The organism is Devosia sp. UYZn731 (genome assembly GCF_040546795.1).
Taxonomy (GTDB): Bacteria; Pseudomonadota; Alphaproteobacteria; order Rhizobiales; family Devosiaceae; genus Devosia.
Map to the genome: position 1 here is coordinate 650334 of NZ_JBEPOL010000002.1, position 18494 is coordinate 668827.

An 18494-nucleotide genomic window follows, 5' to 3' on the forward strand; every position below is an offset into this window, starting at 1 on the left:
CTGCCCTGCCCGACGCAATTTGCGTTTCGGGCGAAGTCCAGGACTTCGGATTCCCAAGAACGCGGGTTACAACTCTACTGGAGCTGACCATATCGCGCCGGACTTAACGTCGCCTTACGCAGACCGAGAAGGCATTGCTACTCTTCGATATTATTGTCCGACGATTTGCGGCAGGGCGGCCAGCGCATCGGGCGTCATCTGCTCGGGTGGCTGGTCGGACAATGCCGCCATCCGCACCGTCAACTCCTGCGCTCGCGCGGGGTCCATCGCTGCCATGATCGGCGACATCTTGCGCGGATTCATCAGTTTGGCGACCCGTAGCAGCACTTCGATGTCGAGCGTGTTGAAGATCGTCGCCGCGTCCTTCGGCTTCATGTTCTGATAGAGGGTCACGATGCCGGCAAACTGCCCCGCTTCCAGCGTCTTGCGCTGATCGACCAACGCCGCGATCTGGTCTTCAAGCGCCTGCAAGGTTGCCTGGCGTTCCGCAACCTTCTTTTCGGCCGCATCGACCAGCGACGAGCGCAGCACCAGTTCCTGCTCGTAATTCTGCAGTTCGGCACGACGCTTGCCCAGGCTCTCCAGCACCGCGGCTTCGCTCAGGGTCTGGCCATCCTCGCCGACCAGCGGGATCGGCTGCCCATCGGCGCCCAGTCGCGTTGGCAAGGCATCGGTCAGCGGCACGCAACCGGCACTGACCGTCGGCGCGGCAGGAACCCCATGATCGCCGGCCGCAGGCGCAGCCGCCGTAGGGTCGAGTGCCGACGGACTGGTCGCCCCTTCGCCCAGGACAGGGGTTGCGGCACCGGTTGGCGGGCAAACCACGTCGAGGCCTGCCGGAAGACCACCCTCGGCGCCGTGTTCGCTCGGGGCGCCATGCTCGCCTTCAACCGCGGGGGCGGCGTCGTGTGCTGTCTCGGCTTGCGCGACCTCAGTGGGCGCACCGTGATCGCCCGTCGCTGCGGCTGGCGCGGCGCCGTGTTCGCCTGCCGCCACCGCAGGCTGCCCCAGCGTCGGGGCGCCATCGGACAGCGTCGGGCTGCTATCGGCCATGGTGGGCTCGACCGGCAGCGTCATCGTGCCATCGGCCCCAACCTGGGCGGCGGCGGGGGCACCATGGCCACCGCCACCCTCTTCCGCCTGCACCGCCGTTACACCGCCGAGCACGTAGCTGCCGGTAATCACAAGGCCCATGGTCTTGAGAACCAGCAGCGCGCTAACGGCCAGAATAACGACAGGCAGCAGACGGATCGATTTCACGCCGCGTTCTCCCGGGCCCGAGCGCGCGCATTCAACTGCTGCAGCGCCGATTGCACCTTGTTGGTCTCTTCGAGCGCCGGCTCGACGGCAACCGGATGGCTGCGCGCGATGCTGGTGATCTTGGCGATGCGCTCCATCAGCATCGAGCCGGCGCTGACGTGGTTGGCCAGTTCGATCCCGAAGCGCTCGGCCTCTTCCAGCCGCGCAGTCAGCGCCAGGTCGGCATCCATGGCGGTGGTCTTGAGTTCCTTGATCGCCTGGTTGGCGAGATTAGTGGCCCCCACCAGGTCCGCCACCATCTGCTGCAACATCGAGCGGTCGGCATGCAGCCGCTTGAGGCGACTATTGAGCACGACGCAATATCCAATCGTCAGCGCCATCAATACAGCGACCGCCGATTCCACGAAAAACCCCAAAGGCAAACCGAACATCATCGTCCTTCCATTTTCTCGTCGATCGCCTCGAATGCCGCCATGGTGACCTTGGGCGGATTGAGCGGACGAATCGCCCGCACCGAAACATGATTGCCAATATGGCCCATAATGGCCTCTGTGAGATCGACATCGCCACACCGCAGCCGCACCGGATCGTTGGGCGAACGTTCGAACATGATGGTATCGCCGGGCTTGAGGCCCAGCACGCGCGACAGCGACAGGTCCTGCTCATGCAGCACCGCCTCGACCTCGACATCGGCCGCGTAGATCTCGGTGGCCAGATGGCCTTCCCAGGTCGCGTCGCGGCCGAATTTTTCGCCCATGAACATCTGCAGCAGCTGTTCGCGGATCGGCTCGATGGTGGCGTAGGGCAAGAGGATTTCCACCTTGCCGCCGCGATCGTCCATCTCGATGCGCAGTTCGATCAGGATGGCCGCATTGGCCGGGCGCGTAATCGCGGCAAACCGCGGATTGGTCTCGATGCGCTCCAGCTTGAAATGCACCTGCGTCACCGGCTCGAAAGCCCGATGGGTGTCCTCGAGAATGATGTCGATCATCTTGCGGGCCAGCGCCATTTCGATGGTCGTATAGGGCCGCCCCTCGACCCGAACGTTGCCGCCGGTGCGCCGTCCGCCCAGCAATACGTCGATCATCGAATAGATCAGGTTGGAGTCGACCGTCAGCAGCCCGTAATTCTCCCATTCCTCGGCCTTGATCACCGATAGAATGGCGGGCAGTGGGATGGAATTGAGATAGTCGCCGAACCGCACCGACGAGATCGCCTCCATGGTGACTTCGACATTGTCGCTGGTGAAATTGCGCAGCGACACCGTGGCCAGCCGCACCAGCCGGTCGAACACGATTTCCAGCATCGGCAGGCGTTCGTAGCTCACCAGCGCCGAATTGATCAGCGCCTGCACGCCGGTCAGCTCCACATTACTGGCGGCGCTGGAGTCAAAGCCCAGCAGGTTGTCGATTTCGTCCTGGTTGAGTACCCGGTCGACGCCATCGTTGACGGCGCCGGCCTGCGCGTCGATCATCGCCGCCCATTCGGCGGCCGCGTCGGCGGCACTGGTCTCGCCTGCGGGCTCGGAGCCGTTCTGGACATCGTCCAGACCCCAGTCTTCCGCCAGTTTATCCTGATCGTTGGGACCGGCCATTATTGCACCAGGATTTCTTTGAACAGGATGCTTTCCACCTTCTCGGGATAGATCGCCACGTTCACGCGCCGCAGCAATTCTTCCTTGAGTCGATAGATGCCGGCCGAGCCTTCGAGATCACTCTTGCGCAGCTCGCGCAGGTAAACCTGGAAGGCGTCGACGACCTTGGCCATGCTGGGCTGAATCTTGGTCATCATCTCTTCATTGGCCACTTCCAGCGCCACCGTCAGCTTCATGAAAGCCTCGCCGTCGGTCTCGTTGTTGAGATTGACGGTCATCGTGGGCAGGTTGAAGATGAAGCTCGGATGCGCGGCCAAAGCCGCGTCCGCGGCGGCGTCCGCACTCTTGCCGGCGGACAGGAACAGGTAGAGCCCCGCGCCCGCCAGCAGGACGACGACGACCGCGGCAGCGATGATGATCAGCTTGCCTTTGCCCTTCTTGGCAGCGGGGCCGCTTTCGATTTCAGCTTCGGCGGCCATGCTAAACCTCGGAGAACAGGGGATTTTCGGACGATTCCGTCCCCGCCATCAGCTAAGCGATCGATGGTTAACGAATAGTTACAAATCCCGGTCAGGCGGCAAAAATTGCCGGGCAGCATTTGCCGCCCCGTCACGGCAATTCCTGCCAAAATCCAGATCCCTGTCGCACCAGATCGTTGAATTCATTCATCTTTCCGATCTGGCATGGTTTCTGCAAGGTTAACGGCGAGCCTGCCAGCTTGGGGAAGCGGGACGGCTCGGGGATATTCGGGGACTGAACGATGATTAAGAATGCGCAACTGATTGGACTATCTCGCCAGATAGCCTTGGCGCGCCAGATGGACGTGGTGGCCAACAATATGGCCAACATCAACACCACCGGCTTCAAGGCTGAAGAATCGCTGTTCGAGGAATATGTGGGTCCCGTGGCCCGCGACCAGGACTTCATGGGCAAGGACCAGCCGCTCTCCTATGTGCAGGATTGGGCGACCATGCACGACCTGTCCGCCGGCGACATGGTGCAGACCGGCAACCCCCTCGACGTCGCCATCAACGGTGCCGGCTTCTTTGCCGTGCAGACCGCCGGCGGCGATCGCTGGACCAAGGCCGGTGCCTTCCAGATCAACGCCGGCGGCACGCTGGTCGACCTGAGCGGCAATCCGGTGCTCGGCGACGGCGGCCCGATCCAGTTCGGCCCCGAAGAAACCGACGTCAATATTTCGGAAGACGGCGCCGTCAGCAGCAGCGCCGGCGCCAAGGGCCGGCTGCGCATCGTCGAATTCGCCAATCCGCAGGCCATCAAGCACGAGGGCGGCAACCTGTTCTCCGGTGGCGCTCCGATCGCGCCGAACGATAGCCGCGTCATGCAGGGCTTTATTGAAAAATCCAACGTCTCGGGCGTCTCCAGCATGGCCGAAATGATCAAGGTGCAGCGCGCCTATGAGTCCGCCGCCGCCCTGTCGCAACGCCAGGACGATATGCGCCGCAGTGCCATTCAGCGCCTCGGCGACCCTAACGCTTAAAGGATCATGCCATGAAAGCCCTTTATATCGCATCGACCGGCATGAGCGCTCAGGAGCGCAACGTCGAAGTCATCTCCAACAATATCGCCAACATGCGCACCACTGGCTTCAAGCGCCAGCGCGCCGAGTTCCAGGACCTGCTCTACCAGCAGATCACCCGCGCCGGCTCGCAGACTTCGGACCAGGGCACCAACCTGCCGGCCGGTGTCGAAATCGGTTCGGGCGTCCGCACCGTCGCTACCCCGCGCATCATGAGCCAGGGCAGCGTCGAGCCCACCGAAAAAGAACTCGACGTCGCCATCCGCGGCGAAGGCTTCTTCATGATCAACATGCCCGATGGCCGCACTGCCTATACCCGCGACGGCTCGTTCGACCGCAGCGACCAGGGCACCATCGTCAATTCCAGCGGCTATGAGCTGCAGCCCGGCATCACCATCCCCGGCACCGCCAAGTCGGTCAGCATCTCGCCCGACGGCATGGTCGAAGCCGTGCTGGCCAATGACTCGGTGCCGACCCAGATGGGCCAGCTCCAGCTCGCCCGCTTCGTCAACAAGGCCGGCCTTGAATCCCTCGGCGATAACCTGTTCGGCGAAACCGCCGCCAGCGGCGCCCCGCAGATCGGCACGCCCAATGCCGATGGCGTTGGCGACCTGCTTGAAGGCTACCTCGAAATGTCCAACGTCAACTCCGTCACCGAAATCGCCGATCTGATCGCCGCCCAGCGCGCCTACGAGATGAATGCTCGTGTGATCAGCGGTGCCGATGAGATGATGCAGTCGACCACGCAATTGCGTTGATAGGAGCTCCGTAAATGATCAAGCGCTCCCTCATTGCCGCATTCGCCACCGCCCTGCTTGCCGGCAGTGCTCTTGCCGCCCCACAGCTCAAGGCCGAAGTCGTCGTCATCGGCGCCGTGGTCACCGTCGGCGACATGTTCGACGATGCGGGGCTCCAGGCCGAGCTCCCGCTGTTCCGCGCACCCAATCCCGGCACCAGCGGTTCGGTCCCCGTCGCCGCCATCACCGCCGCTGCCGCCCGTATCGGCATTGCCGCCTTCGAGGCCAATGGCCTGCAGAGCGTCAACGTCATCCGCCGCGCCAGCGTGGTCGATGAGGCGGTCCTGACCGACCTGATCACCCGTGATCTCGTGACCCGCGGGACCATTGGCGCCTCTGTCCATGCCCAGGCCATGTTCGCCACGCCCGTCACCCCGATCAATGCCGAAGCCACCGACGCACCCGCCACCCTGCTCAGCCTGCGCTACCTGCCCGGCAACGGCGTGTTCAGCGCCCGCTTCGCCGTCGCCGGCATGGCCAAGCCGCTCGATGTTTCCGGCACGCTCGACCTCACCGTCGAAGCCCCCCATCTGGCGGCAAACCTGGCGGCTGGCACCGTCATCTCGGCCACCGATATCGAGATGCGCCCGGTCTCGCTGCGCAACGGCGATAACAGCGGCTTTGCCGACGCGGCACAACTGATCGGCATGCAGCTCAATCGCCAGAGCCGCGAGGGCATGCTGCTCAAGCCAACCGATGTCTCGACCCCCACGATGATCGCTCGCAACGACCTCGTTACCATCTATTTCCGTGAGGGTCCGATGACACTGACGGTCAAGGGCCAGGCCATCACCAACGCCGTCGCCGGGGCACCGGTCCAGGTGCTCAATCTTATGTCCAAGCGCGTCATCACCGCCAAGGCGCTCGCCGCCGGCGCCGTCGAAGTGAGCAAGGATCCGCTCGCTCTCGCCGGCCTCTGACCAGCTTTCAGGAGAATTCCAATGACACTTTTCAAGATCACCGCAATCCTGGCCCTGACCGCGGCGCTGGCCGGCTGTAACACCATCGACCGCCTCGCCGATGTCGGCAATGCCCCGCGCCTCACCGCCATCGAGGACCCCACTACGGTGGCGGGCTACGTGCCGGTCCGCATGCCGATGCCCGAGGCAATCGAAGATACATACCAGCCCAATTCGCTCTACCGCATGTCGGCCAAGGGCTTCTTCAAGGACGAGCGCGCCCACCGCGTCGGCGACATCCTGACGGTGATGGTCACCATCAACGATAACGCGCAGATCGACAACGCCACCCAGCGCGCCCGCAGTTCGTCCAATTCGGCGGGTCTCGGCGGCATCCTCGGCTCGGCCGTCACGAATCTCAGCGCCGGCGCAGTCGATCCTGCGGGTGCCATCGATATCACCTCGGGCATGAAGGATACCGGCAACGGCTCCGTCAACCGCTCGGAAAGCCTGCAGACTTCGGTCGCCGCCGTCATCACCCAGGTCCTGCCCAACGGTAATCTCGTGATCGAGGGCCGCCAGGAAGTGCGCGTCAACTTCGAAGTGCGCGACCTGATCGTCGCCGGCATCGTCCGCCCCTCCGATATCCAGGCCAACAACACCATCCCGTCGTCCAAGATCGCCGAAGCCCGAATCGCCTACGGCGGCCGCGGCCAGATCACCGACGTGCAGCAGCCGCGCTACGGCCAGCAGGTGATGGACGCCATCCTGCCCTTCTAAGGCAGAACTCCCCTTCCCGGCCGCACAATCCCCCATTGGTGCGGCTGGGCTCCTCGGCAAGGTCCAGAAGGAATTGCCACAAGGCTTGTCTCCAGAACAGAGGCGGCCACCAGAGAGGCGCAGTCCCCCGGCTGCGCCTCTTCCCCATTTTAGCCATGGCTCTTTTGCAGACTGGGCGGCGTCCCCATGTGTGACACTCACAGACAAGGAGAACCAGAATGACCAAGTCCCTGACCTCCGGCATCATCCTCGGGCTCGTCCTCGGCGTCGCGATTGGCTCGCTGATGGGCAATATCGCGATGGGAATCGGCGTCGGCATTGCTCTCGGCATCGTTATAGGCGGCGCGTGGCAGGCGATAAGCGGCAGCAGCCGGCCAAAATAAATCCTCCATCATATTGGCCAGAATTGCTTGATCCATTAAATGCCACCAAGCGTCCAATTAACGAAACATTATCCATAGCAATATTTACCAGTGGAACTTCAAACTGTAACTTCGCGTTCTTTCGGGCTCAGGAGGACGCGCTATGGCTTTTCTTCCGCTCGGCATTTCATTTGGATTATGTCTCGGCCTCATCATTGGCCTCGCCACCGGCAACTTGATGTTGGGCATGGGGCTTGGCGTCGCCATCGGCGCCGGTGTTGGCGTGACGCTCATGGCAATGACGCACGAAAAACCCCTGCACTGGCCTTTCATCTGGCGCTAGGCTGTGGAACATCTCCGGCACTGATATCCGGAGCCTCTCATGTCCTTTGCCAAACTCGACGATCTCGGCCGCAAGCTCGAAGCGCTCGAACATGCCCTCTCCATTCTCGGTGCCGACGAAGCCACCCACATGGCTGTCGGCGGCGGCGAGAAGCGCGCGGAAGCAATGTCGAATCTGGCCGGCATGTATCACGCGCAGGCCACCGCCCCGCAAATCGCCGATTGGATCGAGGCCGCCCAGCCGGAATCCGAGGACCAGCGCCTGGCCCTGGCCGAATTCAAGCGCAGCTACATCAACGCCACCTGCCTGCCCACCGAGTTCGTCGAACGCCGCACCGCCGCCACCATGCGCTCCGAACAACTCTGGCGCGACCTCCGCGCCAAGAATGACTGGGACAGCTTCCTGCCCGCGCTCGAAGGTGTCGTCGCGCTCGTCCGCGAAGAAGCCCAGTTGCGCGCCGACGCCCTCAAGCTCGCGCCCTATGACGCGCTGATGGAACAATACGATCCCGGCAACCGCACTGCCGAACTCGATGGCGTCTTTTCCGACCTCAAGACATTCCTCAAGGGCTTCGTCCCGGAGGCGCTCGATGCCCAGGCCGAACGCCTCGCCAAGCGCCCCCGCAAATCCCTCAACGGCCCCTATCCCATCGAAAAGCAGCGCGAACTCGGCCTCGCCGCCATGCGCGCCGTCGGTTTCGACTTCACCCACGGCTCGCTCGCCGTCTCGCACCACCCGTTCTGTGGCGGCGTCCCCACCGATGTGCGCATGACCACGCGCTACCGCACCGACGAATTCCTCTCCTCCCTGATGGGCGTGCTGCACGAAACCGGCCACGCGCTCTACGAACAGGGCCTGCCCAAGGCCTGGTCGCACTGGCCACTCGGCAAGGCGCGCGGCATGGGTATTCACGAAAGCCAGTCGCTGTTCGTCGAGATGCAGCTCGCCCGCTCCCCCGAATTCTGGGAATTTGCCCTGCCACTGGTGCATCTGCATCTTGGCCCCGACGCCATCCCCGGTTGGGCTATCGAGGATGTGCTGGCCGAGGTGAACTTCGTCGAGCGCGGCTATATCCGCGTCGATGCCGACGAGGTCACCTACCCGCTCCACGTCATCCTGCGCTACGAGCTGGAGCAGGACCTGGTCAATGGCAAACTCGAGGCCAGCCAAATCCCCGAAGCGTGGGACGCCAAGATGACCGAATATCTCGGCCTCTCGACCCTCGCCGATCCCAAGGACGGCCCGATGCAGGACGTCCACTGGCCCGGCGGCGCCTTCGGCTATTTCCCTAGCTACACGCTGGGCGCCATGATCGCCGCCCAGCAATGGGCCGCGCTGGAAAAGACCAGCCCCAATGTGCGCTCCGACATCGCCAAGGGCGACTTCACCGGCGTCAATCAGTGGCGCAGCGACAACATCTGGACCCAGGCCTCGCGCTATTCCACCCCGGACCTGATCACTCGCGCCACCGGCGAACCCCTCAACGCGGATGTGTTCAAATCCCACCTCAAGCAGCGCTATCTCGGCTGATAGCTTGGCGTACGGCACCCGCTTCCACCCGCGGCAGCGCTTGAGGGCACCACCCCTCCTCCCCACCGACCCTTCCCGCGGGCTTGACCCGCGGGCCTCCATCAGCATTGCACGAGCGGCCAATGGCCCGCGGGTCAAGCCCGCGGGAAGATCGGTAGTGGGGGAAATCAGGAGGTAACTGGGAATGAGTTGGCGGAGCACCACCCAAAAAGCCAACAGCCCGTTCCAAAGGTTTGAAGCGGCACCGGCCTTCCTCGCCACTATATGGCCTTGAGGGCACCACCCCTCCACCCCTCCGACCTTCCCGCGGGCTTGACCCGCGGGCCTCCATCAGCCCTGCACAGCGGCCAATGGCCCGCCGGAAAATCGGTGATGAGGAATGAGTTGGTGCAGCACACCCACAAAAACCAACAGGCCGCCCCGAAAGGCGGCCTGTTGTGTCATCCGATGGCGGATGCGCCTAGAACTCGTTCCAGTCTTTGTCCACGGCCGCATTGCCGTGCGTCATATAAGTGCGCGCGGCGGAAACCACCTTCTTCTGCAACGCCTTGATGCCCATGCTCCGCGGCGCCGGCTCCCGTGCCGGGGCACGCGACGGCGCGGCAACACGATGCTCGTCCAGCGTGAAGATGCCAACCACGCGGTCGAGCTCGCTGGCTTGCGCTTCCGTCTGCTCGATCGCCGCATTGGTCTCTTCCACCAGGGCGGCATTGTGCTGGGTCATCTCGTCCATGGTGCGAACCGCCACGGTGACTTCCTCGATCGCCGAAGCTTGCTCGCGGCTTTCGCGGGCAATCCCGTCCATCAGCTCATGGCTCTGGCGCGCCGCGACCAGCATGGCCTGCAGCTTACCCGCGGCTTCCGCCACCAGCTTGCTGCCGCCATTGACTTCGCTGGCGCTCTGCTCGATCAACAGCTTGACCTCGCTCGACGCCTGCGCCGCCGATTGCGCCAGCCGCCGCACTTCCACCGCAACCACCGCAAAGCCCTTACCCGCCTCGCCGGCCCGCGCCGCTTCCACCGACGCGTTCAGCGCCAAGAGGTTAGTCTGGAACGCGATATCGTCGATCAGCCCGATGATATTGGAAATCTTGGACGATGACGCCGTGATGCGGTCCATGGCGAGGTTGGCCTGGCTCATCACCTGCCCGCCCTCTTCCGCCGTCCGCGTCAGCGTACCGGCCGCCACGCTGGCATTATTGGCCCGCTCGGCGTTCTGCACCACAGTGACCGCCAACTGCTCCATTGCCGCCGAGGTTTCTTCGATCGTCGCCGCCTGTTTGGTGGTGCGTTCGCTCAGGTCATTGGCGCCGGACAGGATTTCGCTGGTGGCGGTCTTGAGCGCACCCGACGTCTCGCGCAACTGCCCGACGATCTCGGTCAGCTTGTCCGCCACCGCATTGGTGTCGGCCTTGAGCTTGGCGAAGGCACCCGAATATTCGCCCTCCATGCGCTTGGTCAGGTCGGTATTGGCCAGCGCAGCCAGCACGTCGCCGGTCTCGGAAAGCCCGTGCTCGACGGTTTCCACCAGGCCATTGACGCTCGACGCCAGGCCATTGAGTTCCGGATCGGGAAATTCCACCTCGACCCGGCGGCTGAAGTCGCCAGCGATGGCGGCATCGACCACCAGCCCGAAGGCGCTCTGCAACTCGCTCATCATGGCGGCGCGATTGGCCTGGTCGGCGATGATCCGCGCGGCTTCCGCCTCGGTCATCTGCGCAACGCGCTGGCCATTCTGGCGGAACACCTCGACGGCGTTCGACATCTGCCCGATCTCGTCGTTGCGGTCCGCATAGGGCACTTCAACTTCGAACTCGCTATTCGCAATCCGGCGCATCGTCGCCGTCATGCGCATCACCGGCTTGGCAATGGAATTACCCACCAGCCAGAACACCGCAATCGCCGCGAGCAGCACGCCGATGCCGCCGCCGATCATGATATTGCGCTGCTGGTCGGCAGCGGCGAGCAGGGTCGCCTCCGGCACCGCGGCAATGACCAGCCATTTTTCGGTCGTGTTGATCACGTCGAAATCCTTGACCGTCACGCGCCAGGCGCCGCCGCCGAAGTTATCGACATATTGAAACATGTCATGGTCTTTGAGCCCATTGACCGCATTGACCACCCAGGCGTCCTCCGCCTTGGTGCCCAGCACCTTTTCGTCGGCGTTGAGCAGCCAGACCTGGTTCTCGTCGAGTGCGCCGATGAGGCCGCTGCCCATTGGCGCCTCGGCGCCGACCACGGTCTGGATTTGCCGGGAGTCGAAGTCGATGCCCGAAACCCCCACCACCTTGCCGCTGGCGTCGTGGATGGTGTTGTAGAACGAGGTATAGAGCACCCCGTCATAGTTGATCGGGCCCTGGATTGTTGGGCCATCGGCCGCCATCGGCGCATCCATCCAGGTGAAGCCGGCAGTCGATGTCGGGAAGGGAATGAGACTGGCTTTGCCATTGGCGTCGCGCTGGGCGAAGGCGGCAAAATGGCCATCTGCCGTCATGAACTGTGAGGTCGCGTAGAACTGATTGGCGGCAACCCCGGCATCGGGCGTCAGCACGATCGAGACGCTGCTCGCCTTGGGCAGGCTCTCCAACTGCTGCAGCACGATGGCGCCGTAGACGTCCGGCATCATGGTCTGCGCCGAGAGCAGGGCTGTGGCCGTCTCCGCATTCGCCGTACTCGCCGAAACGTAGCGGCCCAGTTCGACATTGATGGCGGCCGCCTTGTTTTCGGCAATGCCAAGCACGACTCGGTCCGCGTCCACGAGATCGGCGGCGCGAATGGTGCTGACGACGTAGAACAGGCTGCCGGAAATAGCGATTGTGAAGACCGCCGCAGCGGCGAGGATCAGCTTGCCGCGCATCTTCAGCGCTGGCAGCCGGAAATTAGACGTTTTTGACATTCGACTCTGCCCCGCAGCGTTCTGCTGCCCGTTCGGCGCCTCATGCGCGTCTATGGGAATCTGCGGATTCGTCGTTAACGAGAGGTCAATTTCCCACCTGCCCCCGCGAAGATATCTATGGCATCGCCTGGCTAAATTGTCGCAGTGCCGCCCCCTAGGCGTAAATCCCTACAGCTAAAGGATAACTTATCGGGAATCTGGCCCCGGATGGCCCATGATAAGCGCCCAGGCCGGACGCCCACTGCCCCGGCAGACCAAACCGAACACCGTGCTGGAACGTTTGTCACGAGCGCCCGTTTCCAACCGTTGCCATTCCATCCATAAGCACCCGTGTACAAATTCAATCACGCCCGCTCGCCTGCCCGCGTTTCCGGTAGAGCCTCATGACCGCACGCCGTTACCCAATTGGTGCCGAGGCCACGCCTGATGGCACGCATTTCCGTGTTTGGGCTTTGGGCCACCGGGCGGTATCGCTCGTCCTCGAAGGTCATGTGCCGCTCCCGATGCAGTCGACTGAGGACGGCTATTTCAGCGTCTTCGTGCCTGATATCGGGCTAGACACGCGTTATCACTTCCAGATCGACGGCGGCGAGGTCCTGCCCGATCCCGCCTCACGCTGGCAACCTGAGGGTCCCGACGGGCCATCCGTCGTCACAGACAACACCTTCGCCTGGAGCGACGCCCACTGGCGCGGCGTTCCGCCCGACGGGCAGGTGCTCTACGAGGTCCATATCGGCACCTTCACCCCCGAAGGCACCTGGGCCGCCGCGATCGAACGGTTGCAGACCCTGCGCGATCTCGGCATAACCGTCTTGCAGGTCATGCCGATCGGCGAATTCAATGGCACTTTCGGCTGGGGCTACGACACCGTCCTGCCCTACGCCCCCAGCCACCTCTACGGCCAGCCGGACGATCTGCGCCATTTCATCGACCGCGCCCACGCGCTGGGGATCGGCGTCATTCTCGACGTGGTCTACAACCATGCAGGCCTCGGCGATCGCTTCAAGGACTTCAGCCCCCACTATTTCAGCGCTACGCATAAGGGCGAATGGGGCGCCATCTTCAACTTCGATGGCGAAGGCGCGGCCGGCGTGCGCGAATTCATGGTGCAGAACGCGGTCTATTGGGTCCGCGAATTCCACTTCGACGGCCTGCGGCTGGACGCCACCCAGGCGCTGTTCGATGACAGCGACACCCACATCATCGCCGAAATCGCCGCTGCCGCCCGCGCCGCGGCGCCCGATCGACAGCTTTTCATCGTCGCCGAAAACCAGCCGCAGAACCGCCGCCTCGTCGACCGCCCCAAGGCCGGCGGCTACGGCATCGACGCTATCGGCAATGACGACTTCCATCATGCCGCCCGCGTCGCCCTGACGGGCCACAACGACTTCTACTATCGCGATTACCACGGCACCCCGAGCGAACTGCTCGCCGCCGCCAAATACGGCTTCCTCTACCAGGGCCAGCGCTCCGACATGCGCGAGGCGCCCTATGGCACGCCGTCGCTGAACCTCAAGCCCACCAATTTCGTGCATTTCCTCGAGAACCACGATCAAGTCGCCAATTCGGCGCGCGGCCTGCGTATGGATCGCCTCGGCTCGCCCGGCGCCGTGCGGGCAATCACCGCGCTGTTCCTGCTCGCCCCTCAAACCCCCTGCCTGTTCCACGGCCAGGAATTCGGCGCCTCGACCCGCTTCCTCTATTTTGCCGGCTTCACCGGAGAAACCGCCGCCGCCATCGCCAAGGGTCGTGCGCAAAACCTGCGCCAGTTCGCCGGCGTTTCAGACCCGGCCATGGATGAACGGCTCGCCGATCCGGCGGACCCGGCAACCTTTGCCGCCAGCAAGCTCGATTGGACCGAATACGACCAGCACGGCGAAATCGTCGCCCTGCACCGCGACCTGCTCCGCCTGCGCCGCAGCGAGACCGCCTTCACCCAGCAGGGTAAGGGCGCGCGCATCGACGGCGCCGTCCTGGGAGATGAGGCTTTTTTCCTGCGCTATCTGGCGGAAGATGGCGATGACCGCCTGCTGTTCATCAATCTCGGCCACGACCGGCACATGAACATCATTCCCGACCCCCTCGTGGCCCCGCCGGCGGGACGGCACTGGGAGGCGATCTGGTCGAGCGAGCATCCCGACTATGGCGGGTCCGGGCGCTACGCTTCGGACATGAGCAAGTTCTGGATTTTGCCCGGCCGCAGCGCGCTATTGTTCGGCGCCATCGATATGAAGGCCCGCATTGCTGCGAGCCTCATAAGTTCGATCAGGCGATCGGTGCAGTGACCTATTCGTCCCGATAGACCTTCTCGCGGCGCTCGTGCATTTCCTGGGCTTCCAGGCTGAGCGTGGCGATCGGGCGGGCGTCGAGCCGGGCAATGCCGATCGGCTCGCCGGTATCTTCGCAATAGCCGTAGGTGCCGTCGTCGAGCCGCTTGATCGCGGCATCGATCTTGGAAATCAGCTTGCGCTGACGATCCCGGGTGCGCAGTTCCAGCGAACGATCGCTTTCCGACGAAGCGCGGTCGGCCATGTCGGGATGGTTCTGGCTTTCTTCCTGCAGGTTTTCGAGGGTACCGCGGCTTTCGCGAAGGATATCTTCCTTCCAGCCATTCAGCCGGGCCCGGAAATATTCCCGCTGCCGCGGGTTCATGAACGGCTCGTCGTCACTGGGCCGGTATTCAACTACGTCAACAACCGAAGACATCAGCAGACTCAACTCCAATGCACCCCATAGGTGGGCCTCTATAGTCCAGCAGGCGAGGACCGGCAAGCGGCCAACGGCGCTGTGATTAACTTGTGAGACCCCTTTCGCATCAGGCGCATAGCGCCCAATCGATGACATTGTAACGACGCTGTCTCTCAAAGACCGTTTGGAAACTCGTTCCCGCGAGTCAGATGGCTGCTCAAAAGGCTGGAAACAGCCCGAGCTTGGCCAGCTCAACCCGCACCCGCAGGTCGATATCGTCGAGCAGACCATCGAGGCCCGGCTCGGACCGTTCGCGCGCCTGGGCCACCATGGCCATGAGATTGTTGAGCCGTTCGGGGCCGACCTGTCCGGCCAGCAGATCGGCTTTCACCTCTTCCAGCTCATCGAGCAGCGTGCGGGCAAGCATGATGACCTTTTTCTTGCGTCCATGCAGCGGGTCTTCGACGCCCTGCAGCGCCAGCAGGTAATCCAGCGACGCAGGCGCGGCCGCCGGCGCGGTGGTGGCGGCCCGGGTCGGCGCCTCTGCGCCCGTCGGATTGAAGACAGCGCCGCCCTGATCGCGACCCGCTGGGCCGCGTCCGTTGACGCCGTTGTTTCGCTGGACAGTGTCGATGCGCAAGGAAGGGACTCAAATGAATTGGTGTCTATATCCGGCAAAATCTGCCGCAATCTCTTAACAAGACGTTAACGGGCCCGGCAAGAATTGCTCACCCCACCCCTCGCCTGAGCCATCGTATCGCTAGATGACAGTTCAAACCCAACAAAAACCCATAGTTATCAGCCCGTTAACCCCGGTGTATCTACTTTGGCACGGTTTTCGCTAATGGGAGGGTGAAGCGGCGCCATGGGGATGGTGCTGCCCCATCGGGGACCCGAGACTATGGCAAAGCTGTTACGGATTGTACTTGCGGGCTGGATCGCGGCAGCGACCCTGATCGCGCCCATGGTGCCCGCCCAGGCCGCCGCGGCGCGGATCAAGGACATCGTCGATGTCGAAGGCATCCGCGAAAACCAGCTCGTCGGCTACGGCCTCGTGGTCGGCCTCGACGGCACCGGCGACAGCCTCAACAATTCGCCCTTCACCAAGCAATCGCTGCAATCCATGCTGGAGCGGCTGGGCGTCAACACCGCCGGCCAGAACGTGCGCACGGCGAACGTCGCGGCTGTGATGGTCACCGCCAACCTGCCGCCCTTCTCCACTCAGGGTTCGCGCATGGATGTGTCGGTCGCCTCCCTCGGCGACAGCAAGAGCCTGCAGGGCGGCACCCTATTGGTCACCCCGCTGCTCGGCGCCGATGGCGAAGTCTACGCCATCGCCCAGGGCCCGGTGTCCATCAATGGCTTCAAGGCCCAGGGCGACGCCGCCACGATCATCTCGGGCGTGCCGACCACCGGCCGCATTTCCTCCGGCGCCGTGATCGAACGCGAAATCGACTTCAAGCTGGGCGCCCAGTCCACGCTCCGCCTTGCCCTCCGCAATCCCGACCTGACCACCTCGCGCCGCATTGCCCTTGCCATCAACGATTTTATCGGCACCCCAACCGCGACGCCCGAAGATCCCTCCACCGTGCGGCTCACCCTGCCCCGCGGCTTCAACGGCAATATCGTCGACCTAGTGACCGATATCGAGCAACTGGTCATCGAAACCGACCAGACCGCCAAGATCGTCATCGATGAGAACTCCGGCATCATCGTCATCGGCAAGGACGTGCGAGTCTCCAGCGTCGCCGTGGCTCAGTCCAACCTGACCGTTACCATCGCCGAAAACCCCACCATCGTGCAGCCCGCCCCCCTCAGCAATGGCGTGACCGCGGTGCAGCCGAGTACCAACATCAACGCCAACCTCTCCAATACCGCGCTGGCCGTGGTCAACGAGTCGGTGACGCTGCAGCAATTGGTCGATGGCCTCAATGCCTTGGGCATCGCCCCGCGTGACCTGATCGCCATTCTGCAGGCGATCAAGGCAACCGGCGCGCTGCAAGCCGAAATCGAGGTGCTGTAATGGAACTGCGCGGCGCCACGCCCACCCAGCCATCCAATCTCGATCCAGCCGCCATGGGCCGCCTGCGCAAGCAGGCCGAAGAACTCGAAGGCGTGTTCCTCAACACGCTGACCAAGCAGATGTTTTCCTCCCTCAAGACCGACCAGGCCTCGTTTGGCGGCGGCTTCGGGGAAGAAACCTGGCGCTCGATGCAATCCGAACAGATCGCCAATTCCATGGCCCAGAACGGTGGGCTCGGCATCGCCGACCAGATGATGGGCGATTTGGTGAAGATGCAGGAAGCCGCCCAAAATCCTTACAATATGACCTCAGAGGGAACATCGACACGATGACCGCCGCAGCCCGCATTGAAGCTCTCGACACCATGCCCTCGCCCGATCTGTGCAGCCAGGCGGAAATCGCACTGACGGCACTGGTCGACGTGATGAACCAGGAGACTACCCTGCTGCGCGCCGGCCGTCACAACCAAGCCGTCGCCCTGACCGCCGAGAAGGCGCGTCTGGCCCAGGATTATGTGGTGCTGGCCCGCTCGGTGCAGCGCCAGGCGGCCCGGCTTCAGGCCGACGCGCCCGAGCTGATCGATCGCCTGCGCAATGGCCACGAGCGCCTCGCCACCCAGATGGCGGAAAATCTTCGCGTATTGGCAACGGCCCGTACGGTCACCGAAGACCTGCTGTCCGACGTCGCCGAAATGGTTGGCCAGCAAGACAAAGCCCGCATTTACGGCAAGAGCGGCGCTATCGCCATCGACCCGGCTTCCTCTGCTCGCGGCATAGCGCTCAATCGCTCGCTTTGATTTGCTTCCCATTTGATTAAAAACCCTGGAGATCGGGCAAGACTGGCGTAAAGGCCATGCATCTATCCTGCGAACGGCATTGAAGCCCCAAAGGATAGTTTTATGGTCGCCAGAATCGCGTCCGATCCCATTTTAGTCAGCACTCATAGCCTGACCGATTTTCGTTCGCGCCAGGTGACCGGCGAGCGCTCGCTGTTGCAGGACGGCGTCCTCCCGACGCCCAAGAATTCCGATGCCGGCGGTCGCTTTCCTGATCCCGAGCAGCAGTCGCAACCCGAGCATAAAGAGCCCGTGGCGCCGTTGCTGCCTCCCGGCGCAATGTTCGCCGCAGCCGTCATTGCCGGCCGGCTGTCGCCGCGCCCCGAAACTCTGGAAGAAGTTTACGCCCGCATCGGCAGCGCCTGGATTCCCCCCGAATCCGAATTTCAGCTCCGCGACTTCGCGGTTTAACGCCGAAGTTCTCATTGCCGCTGAACAGCCGCCACACCGGGCCACTCCCGTGTCGGCGGAGATTCCATAACCACAGAGCCGAATCCCCCTACCCGGGGAGGATGTCGACTGCCACTTGGCACCAAGCTCGAATCCGCCCGCCGAACCTCCTCTCCCATACAGGGATGAGACGCAGAGGACGCCACCCTATCCCGGCGCCGTCCCACATCGCTCAACCGCGCGGCAAACCTTGCCGAGCGCCGCGATAGCGGGCGTTTCGGCGCCAAACTGCCCCTTTCACGCGCCATTAACCGGGTCGTCGAAATCGTACAGATAGTTGCTAATGCGATGGGCCAATTAACCAATTTTTATATCCTGTCGGGCAAGGATCAGGGCGTCTCAGGAAGAGGCGTTCGTAACTAATCGAATCCTAGAAAAGGACTATCCAGAATGGCAATGATTAATTTGACGGCAGCCGTCCGTTCAAACCTGTCGGCTCTCCAGGGCACCGCGACCCTGATGGCCAAGACCCAGGACCGCCTTTCGACCGGCAACAA

General features: G+C 63.2%; 19 protein-coding genes. 12 read left to right on the top strand and 7 right to left on the bottom strand.

The window, feature by feature from the left end; all coding sequences use genetic code 11:
* Positions 1 to 150 precede the first annotated feature (150 nt).
* From ABIB57_RS07685 to ABIB57_RS07700, 4 genes are read right to left on the bottom strand one after another with little or no spacing between them, the layout of a single operon-like run.
* Positions 151 to 1260, bottom strand: coding sequence for a hypothetical protein (locus ABIB57_RS07685; RefSeq protein WP_354039654.1), 1110 nt, complete (start codon positions 1258 to 1260; stop codon positions 151 to 153).
* Positions 1257 to 1694: a DUF6468 domain-containing protein gene (locus ABIB57_RS07690; RefSeq protein ID WP_354039656.1), complete on the bottom strand. Its 438-nt coding sequence runs from the start codon at positions 1692 to 1694 to the stop codon at positions 1257 to 1259. The genes ABIB57_RS07685 and ABIB57_RS07690 overlap by 4 nt, the downstream gene beginning before the upstream one ends.
* Positions 1691 to 2854, bottom strand: a complete 1164-nt coding sequence (gene fliM, locus ABIB57_RS07695) for a flagellar motor switch protein FliM (RefSeq protein ID WP_354039657.1) — start codon at positions 2852 to 2854, stop codon at positions 1691 to 1693. The genes ABIB57_RS07690 and fliM overlap by 4 nt, the downstream gene beginning before the upstream one ends.
* A complete protein-coding gene (locus tag ABIB57_RS07700; RefSeq protein WP_354039659.1) occupies positions 2854 to 3333 on the bottom strand; it encodes a flagellar basal body-associated FliL family protein in 480 nt (159 codons plus the stop codon). The genes fliM and ABIB57_RS07700 overlap by 1 nt, the downstream gene beginning before the upstream one ends.
* Before the next feature lie 284 nt (positions 3334 to 3617).
* On the opposite strand from ABIB57_RS07700, the gene flgF reads away from it, so the two are divergent.
* The 7 genes from flgF to ABIB57_RS07735 all read left to right on the top strand — a co-directional run bounded on the left by flgF (position 3618) and on the right by ABIB57_RS07735 (position 9105).
* A complete protein-coding gene (flgF, locus tag ABIB57_RS07705; RefSeq protein ID WP_354039718.1) occupies positions 3618 to 4355 on the top strand; it encodes a flagellar basal-body rod protein FlgF in 738 nt (245 codons plus the stop codon).
* An 11-nt stretch (positions 4356 to 4366) separates the two neighbouring features.
* Complete coding sequence (gene flgG / locus ABIB57_RS07710; RefSeq protein WP_299731015.1) at positions 4367 to 5152, top strand: flagellar basal-body rod protein FlgG; 786 nt, start codon at positions 4367 to 4369, stop codon at positions 5150 to 5152.
* A gap of 14 nt (positions 5153 to 5166) precedes the next feature.
* On the top strand, positions 5167 to 6111 hold the full coding sequence (flgA, locus tag ABIB57_RS07715) for a flagellar basal body P-ring formation chaperone FlgA (protein WP_354039661.1): 945 nt from the start codon (positions 5167 to 5169) through the stop codon (positions 6109 to 6111).
* Between the two features lie 21 nt (positions 6112 to 6132).
* The gene (gene flgH / locus ABIB57_RS07720; protein ID WP_354039663.1) at positions 6133 to 6870 is read left to right on the top strand and encodes a flagellar basal body L-ring protein FlgH; all 738 of its coding nucleotides are present in this window, start codon (positions 6133 to 6135) and stop codon (positions 6868 to 6870) included.
* A gap of 218 nt (positions 6871 to 7088) precedes the next feature.
* Entirely contained in the window at positions 7089 to 7253 is a 165-nt protein-coding gene (locus ABIB57_RS07725; protein ID WP_354039664.1) for a hypothetical protein, read from the top strand.
* A 142-nt stretch (positions 7254 to 7395) separates the two neighbouring features.
* On the top strand, positions 7396 to 7575 hold the full coding sequence (locus tag ABIB57_RS07730) for a hypothetical protein (RefSeq protein WP_354039665.1): 180 nt from the start codon (positions 7396 to 7398) through the stop codon (positions 7573 to 7575).
* Between the two features lie 39 nt (positions 7576 to 7614).
* Positions 7615 to 9105 carry a carboxypeptidase M32 gene (locus ABIB57_RS07735; protein WP_354039666.1) on the top strand — a complete coding sequence of 497 codons (1491 nt, stop codon included), beginning with the start codon at positions 7615 to 7617 and terminating at the stop codon, positions 9103 to 9105.
* 460 nt (positions 9106 to 9565) lie between these two features.
* Here the strand turns inward: ABIB57_RS07735 and ABIB57_RS07740 are convergent, their stop codons facing one another.
* Entirely contained in the window at positions 9566 to 12001 is a 2436-nt protein-coding gene (locus tag ABIB57_RS07740; RefSeq protein ID WP_354039668.1) for a methyl-accepting chemotaxis protein, read from the bottom strand.
* 383 nt (positions 12002 to 12384) lie between these two features.
* Between ABIB57_RS07740 and treZ the strand changes: the two genes are divergently transcribed.
* Entirely contained in the window at positions 12385 to 14286 is a 1902-nt protein-coding gene (gene treZ / locus ABIB57_RS07745; protein WP_354039670.1) for a malto-oligosyltrehalose trehalohydrolase, read from the top strand.
* 1 nt (position 14287) lies between these two features.
* Here the strand turns inward: treZ and dksA are convergent, their stop codons facing one another.
* Both dksA and ABIB57_RS07755 read right to left on the bottom strand, forming a co-directional pair.
* Positions 14288 to 14707: an RNA polymerase-binding protein DksA gene (gene dksA / locus ABIB57_RS07750; RefSeq protein WP_354039672.1), complete on the bottom strand. Its 420-nt coding sequence runs from the start codon at positions 14705 to 14707 to the stop codon at positions 14288 to 14290.
* Positions 14708 to 14906: 199 nt separating this feature from the next.
* Positions 14907 to 15329, bottom strand: a complete 423-nt coding sequence (locus ABIB57_RS07755) for a flagellar assembly protein FliX (RefSeq protein WP_354039673.1) — start codon at positions 15327 to 15329, stop codon at positions 14907 to 14909.
* Between the two features lie 261 nt (positions 15330 to 15590).
* Between ABIB57_RS07755 and ABIB57_RS07760 the strand changes: the two genes are divergently transcribed.
* The 4 genes from ABIB57_RS07760 (at position 15591) to ABIB57_RS07775 (ending at position 17958) form a co-directional block, all read left to right on the top strand.
* Entirely contained in the window at positions 15591 to 16712 is a 1122-nt protein-coding gene (locus ABIB57_RS07760) for a flagellar basal body P-ring protein FlgI (RefSeq protein ID WP_502914356.1), read from the top strand.
* On the top strand, positions 16712 to 17044 hold the full coding sequence (locus ABIB57_RS07765; protein WP_354039675.1) for a rod-binding protein: 333 nt from the start codon (positions 16712 to 16714) through the stop codon (positions 17042 to 17044). Before ABIB57_RS07760 ends, ABIB57_RS07765 begins: the two co-directional genes overlap by 1 nt.
* Positions 17041 to 17508, top strand: a complete 468-nt coding sequence (locus ABIB57_RS07770; protein ID WP_354039677.1) for a hypothetical protein — start codon at positions 17041 to 17043, stop codon at positions 17506 to 17508. Before ABIB57_RS07765 ends, ABIB57_RS07770 begins: the two co-directional genes overlap by 4 nt.
* A gap of 102 nt (positions 17509 to 17610) precedes the next feature.
* Complete coding sequence (locus tag ABIB57_RS07775) at positions 17611 to 17958, top strand: hypothetical protein (RefSeq protein ID WP_299731050.1); 348 nt, start codon at positions 17611 to 17613, stop codon at positions 17956 to 17958.
* The last annotated feature ends 536 nt before the right edge of the window (positions 17959 to 18494 follow it).

Coding starts and splice junctions, on each gene's coding strand:
- dksA (WP_354039672.1), bottom strand. CDS start 14,707: ATGTCTTCGGTTGTTGACGTAGTTGAATACCGGCCCAGTGACGACGAG.
- ABIB57_RS07725 (WP_354039664.1), top strand. CDS start 7,089: ATGACCAAGTCCCTGACCTCCGGCATCATCCTCGGGCTCGTCCTCGGC.
- ABIB57_RS07730 (WP_354039665.1), top strand. CDS start 7,396: ATGGCTTTTCTTCCGCTCGGCATTTCATTTGGATTATGTCTCGGCCTC.
- ABIB57_RS07690 (WP_354039656.1), bottom strand. CDS start 1,694: ATGATGTTCGGTTTGCCTTTGGGGTTTTTCGTGGAATCGGCGGTCGCT.
- fliM (WP_354039657.1), bottom strand. CDS start 2,854: ATGGCCGGTCCCAACGATCAGGATAAACTGGCGGAAGACTGGGGTCTG.
- ABIB57_RS07765 (WP_354039675.1), top strand. CDS start 16,712: ATGGAACTGCGCGGCGCCACGCCCACCCAGCCATCCAATCTCGATCCA.
- flgA (WP_354039661.1), top strand. CDS start 5,167: ATGATCAAGCGCTCCCTCATTGCCGCATTCGCCACCGCCCTGCTTGCC.
- ABIB57_RS07740 (WP_354039668.1), bottom strand. CDS start 12,001: ATGTCAAAAACGTCTAATTTCCGGCTGCCAGCGCTGAAGATGCGCGGC.
- treZ (WP_354039670.1), top strand. CDS start 12,385: ATGACCGCACGCCGTTACCCAATTGGTGCCGAGGCCACGCCTGATGGC.
- ABIB57_RS07735 (WP_354039666.1), top strand. CDS start 7,615: ATGTCCTTTGCCAAACTCGACGATCTCGGCCGCAAGCTCGAAGCGCTC.
- ABIB57_RS07775 (WP_299731050.1), top strand. CDS start 17,611: ATGGTCGCCAGAATCGCGTCCGATCCCATTTTAGTCAGCACTCATAGC.
- ABIB57_RS07760 (WP_502914356.1), top strand. CDS start 15,591: ATGGCAAAGCTGTTACGGATTGTACTTGCGGGCTGGATCGCGGCAGCG.
- flgG (WP_299731015.1), top strand. CDS start 4,367: ATGAAAGCCCTTTATATCGCATCGACCGGCATGAGCGCTCAGGAGCGC.
- ABIB57_RS07700 (WP_354039659.1), bottom strand. CDS start 3,333: ATGGCCGCCGAAGCTGAAATCGAAAGCGGCCCCGCTGCCAAGAAGGGC.
- flgH (WP_354039663.1), top strand. CDS start 6,133: ATGACACTTTTCAAGATCACCGCAATCCTGGCCCTGACCGCGGCGCTG.
- ABIB57_RS07770 (WP_354039677.1), top strand. CDS start 17,041: ATGACCGCCGCAGCCCGCATTGAAGCTCTCGACACCATGCCCTCGCCC.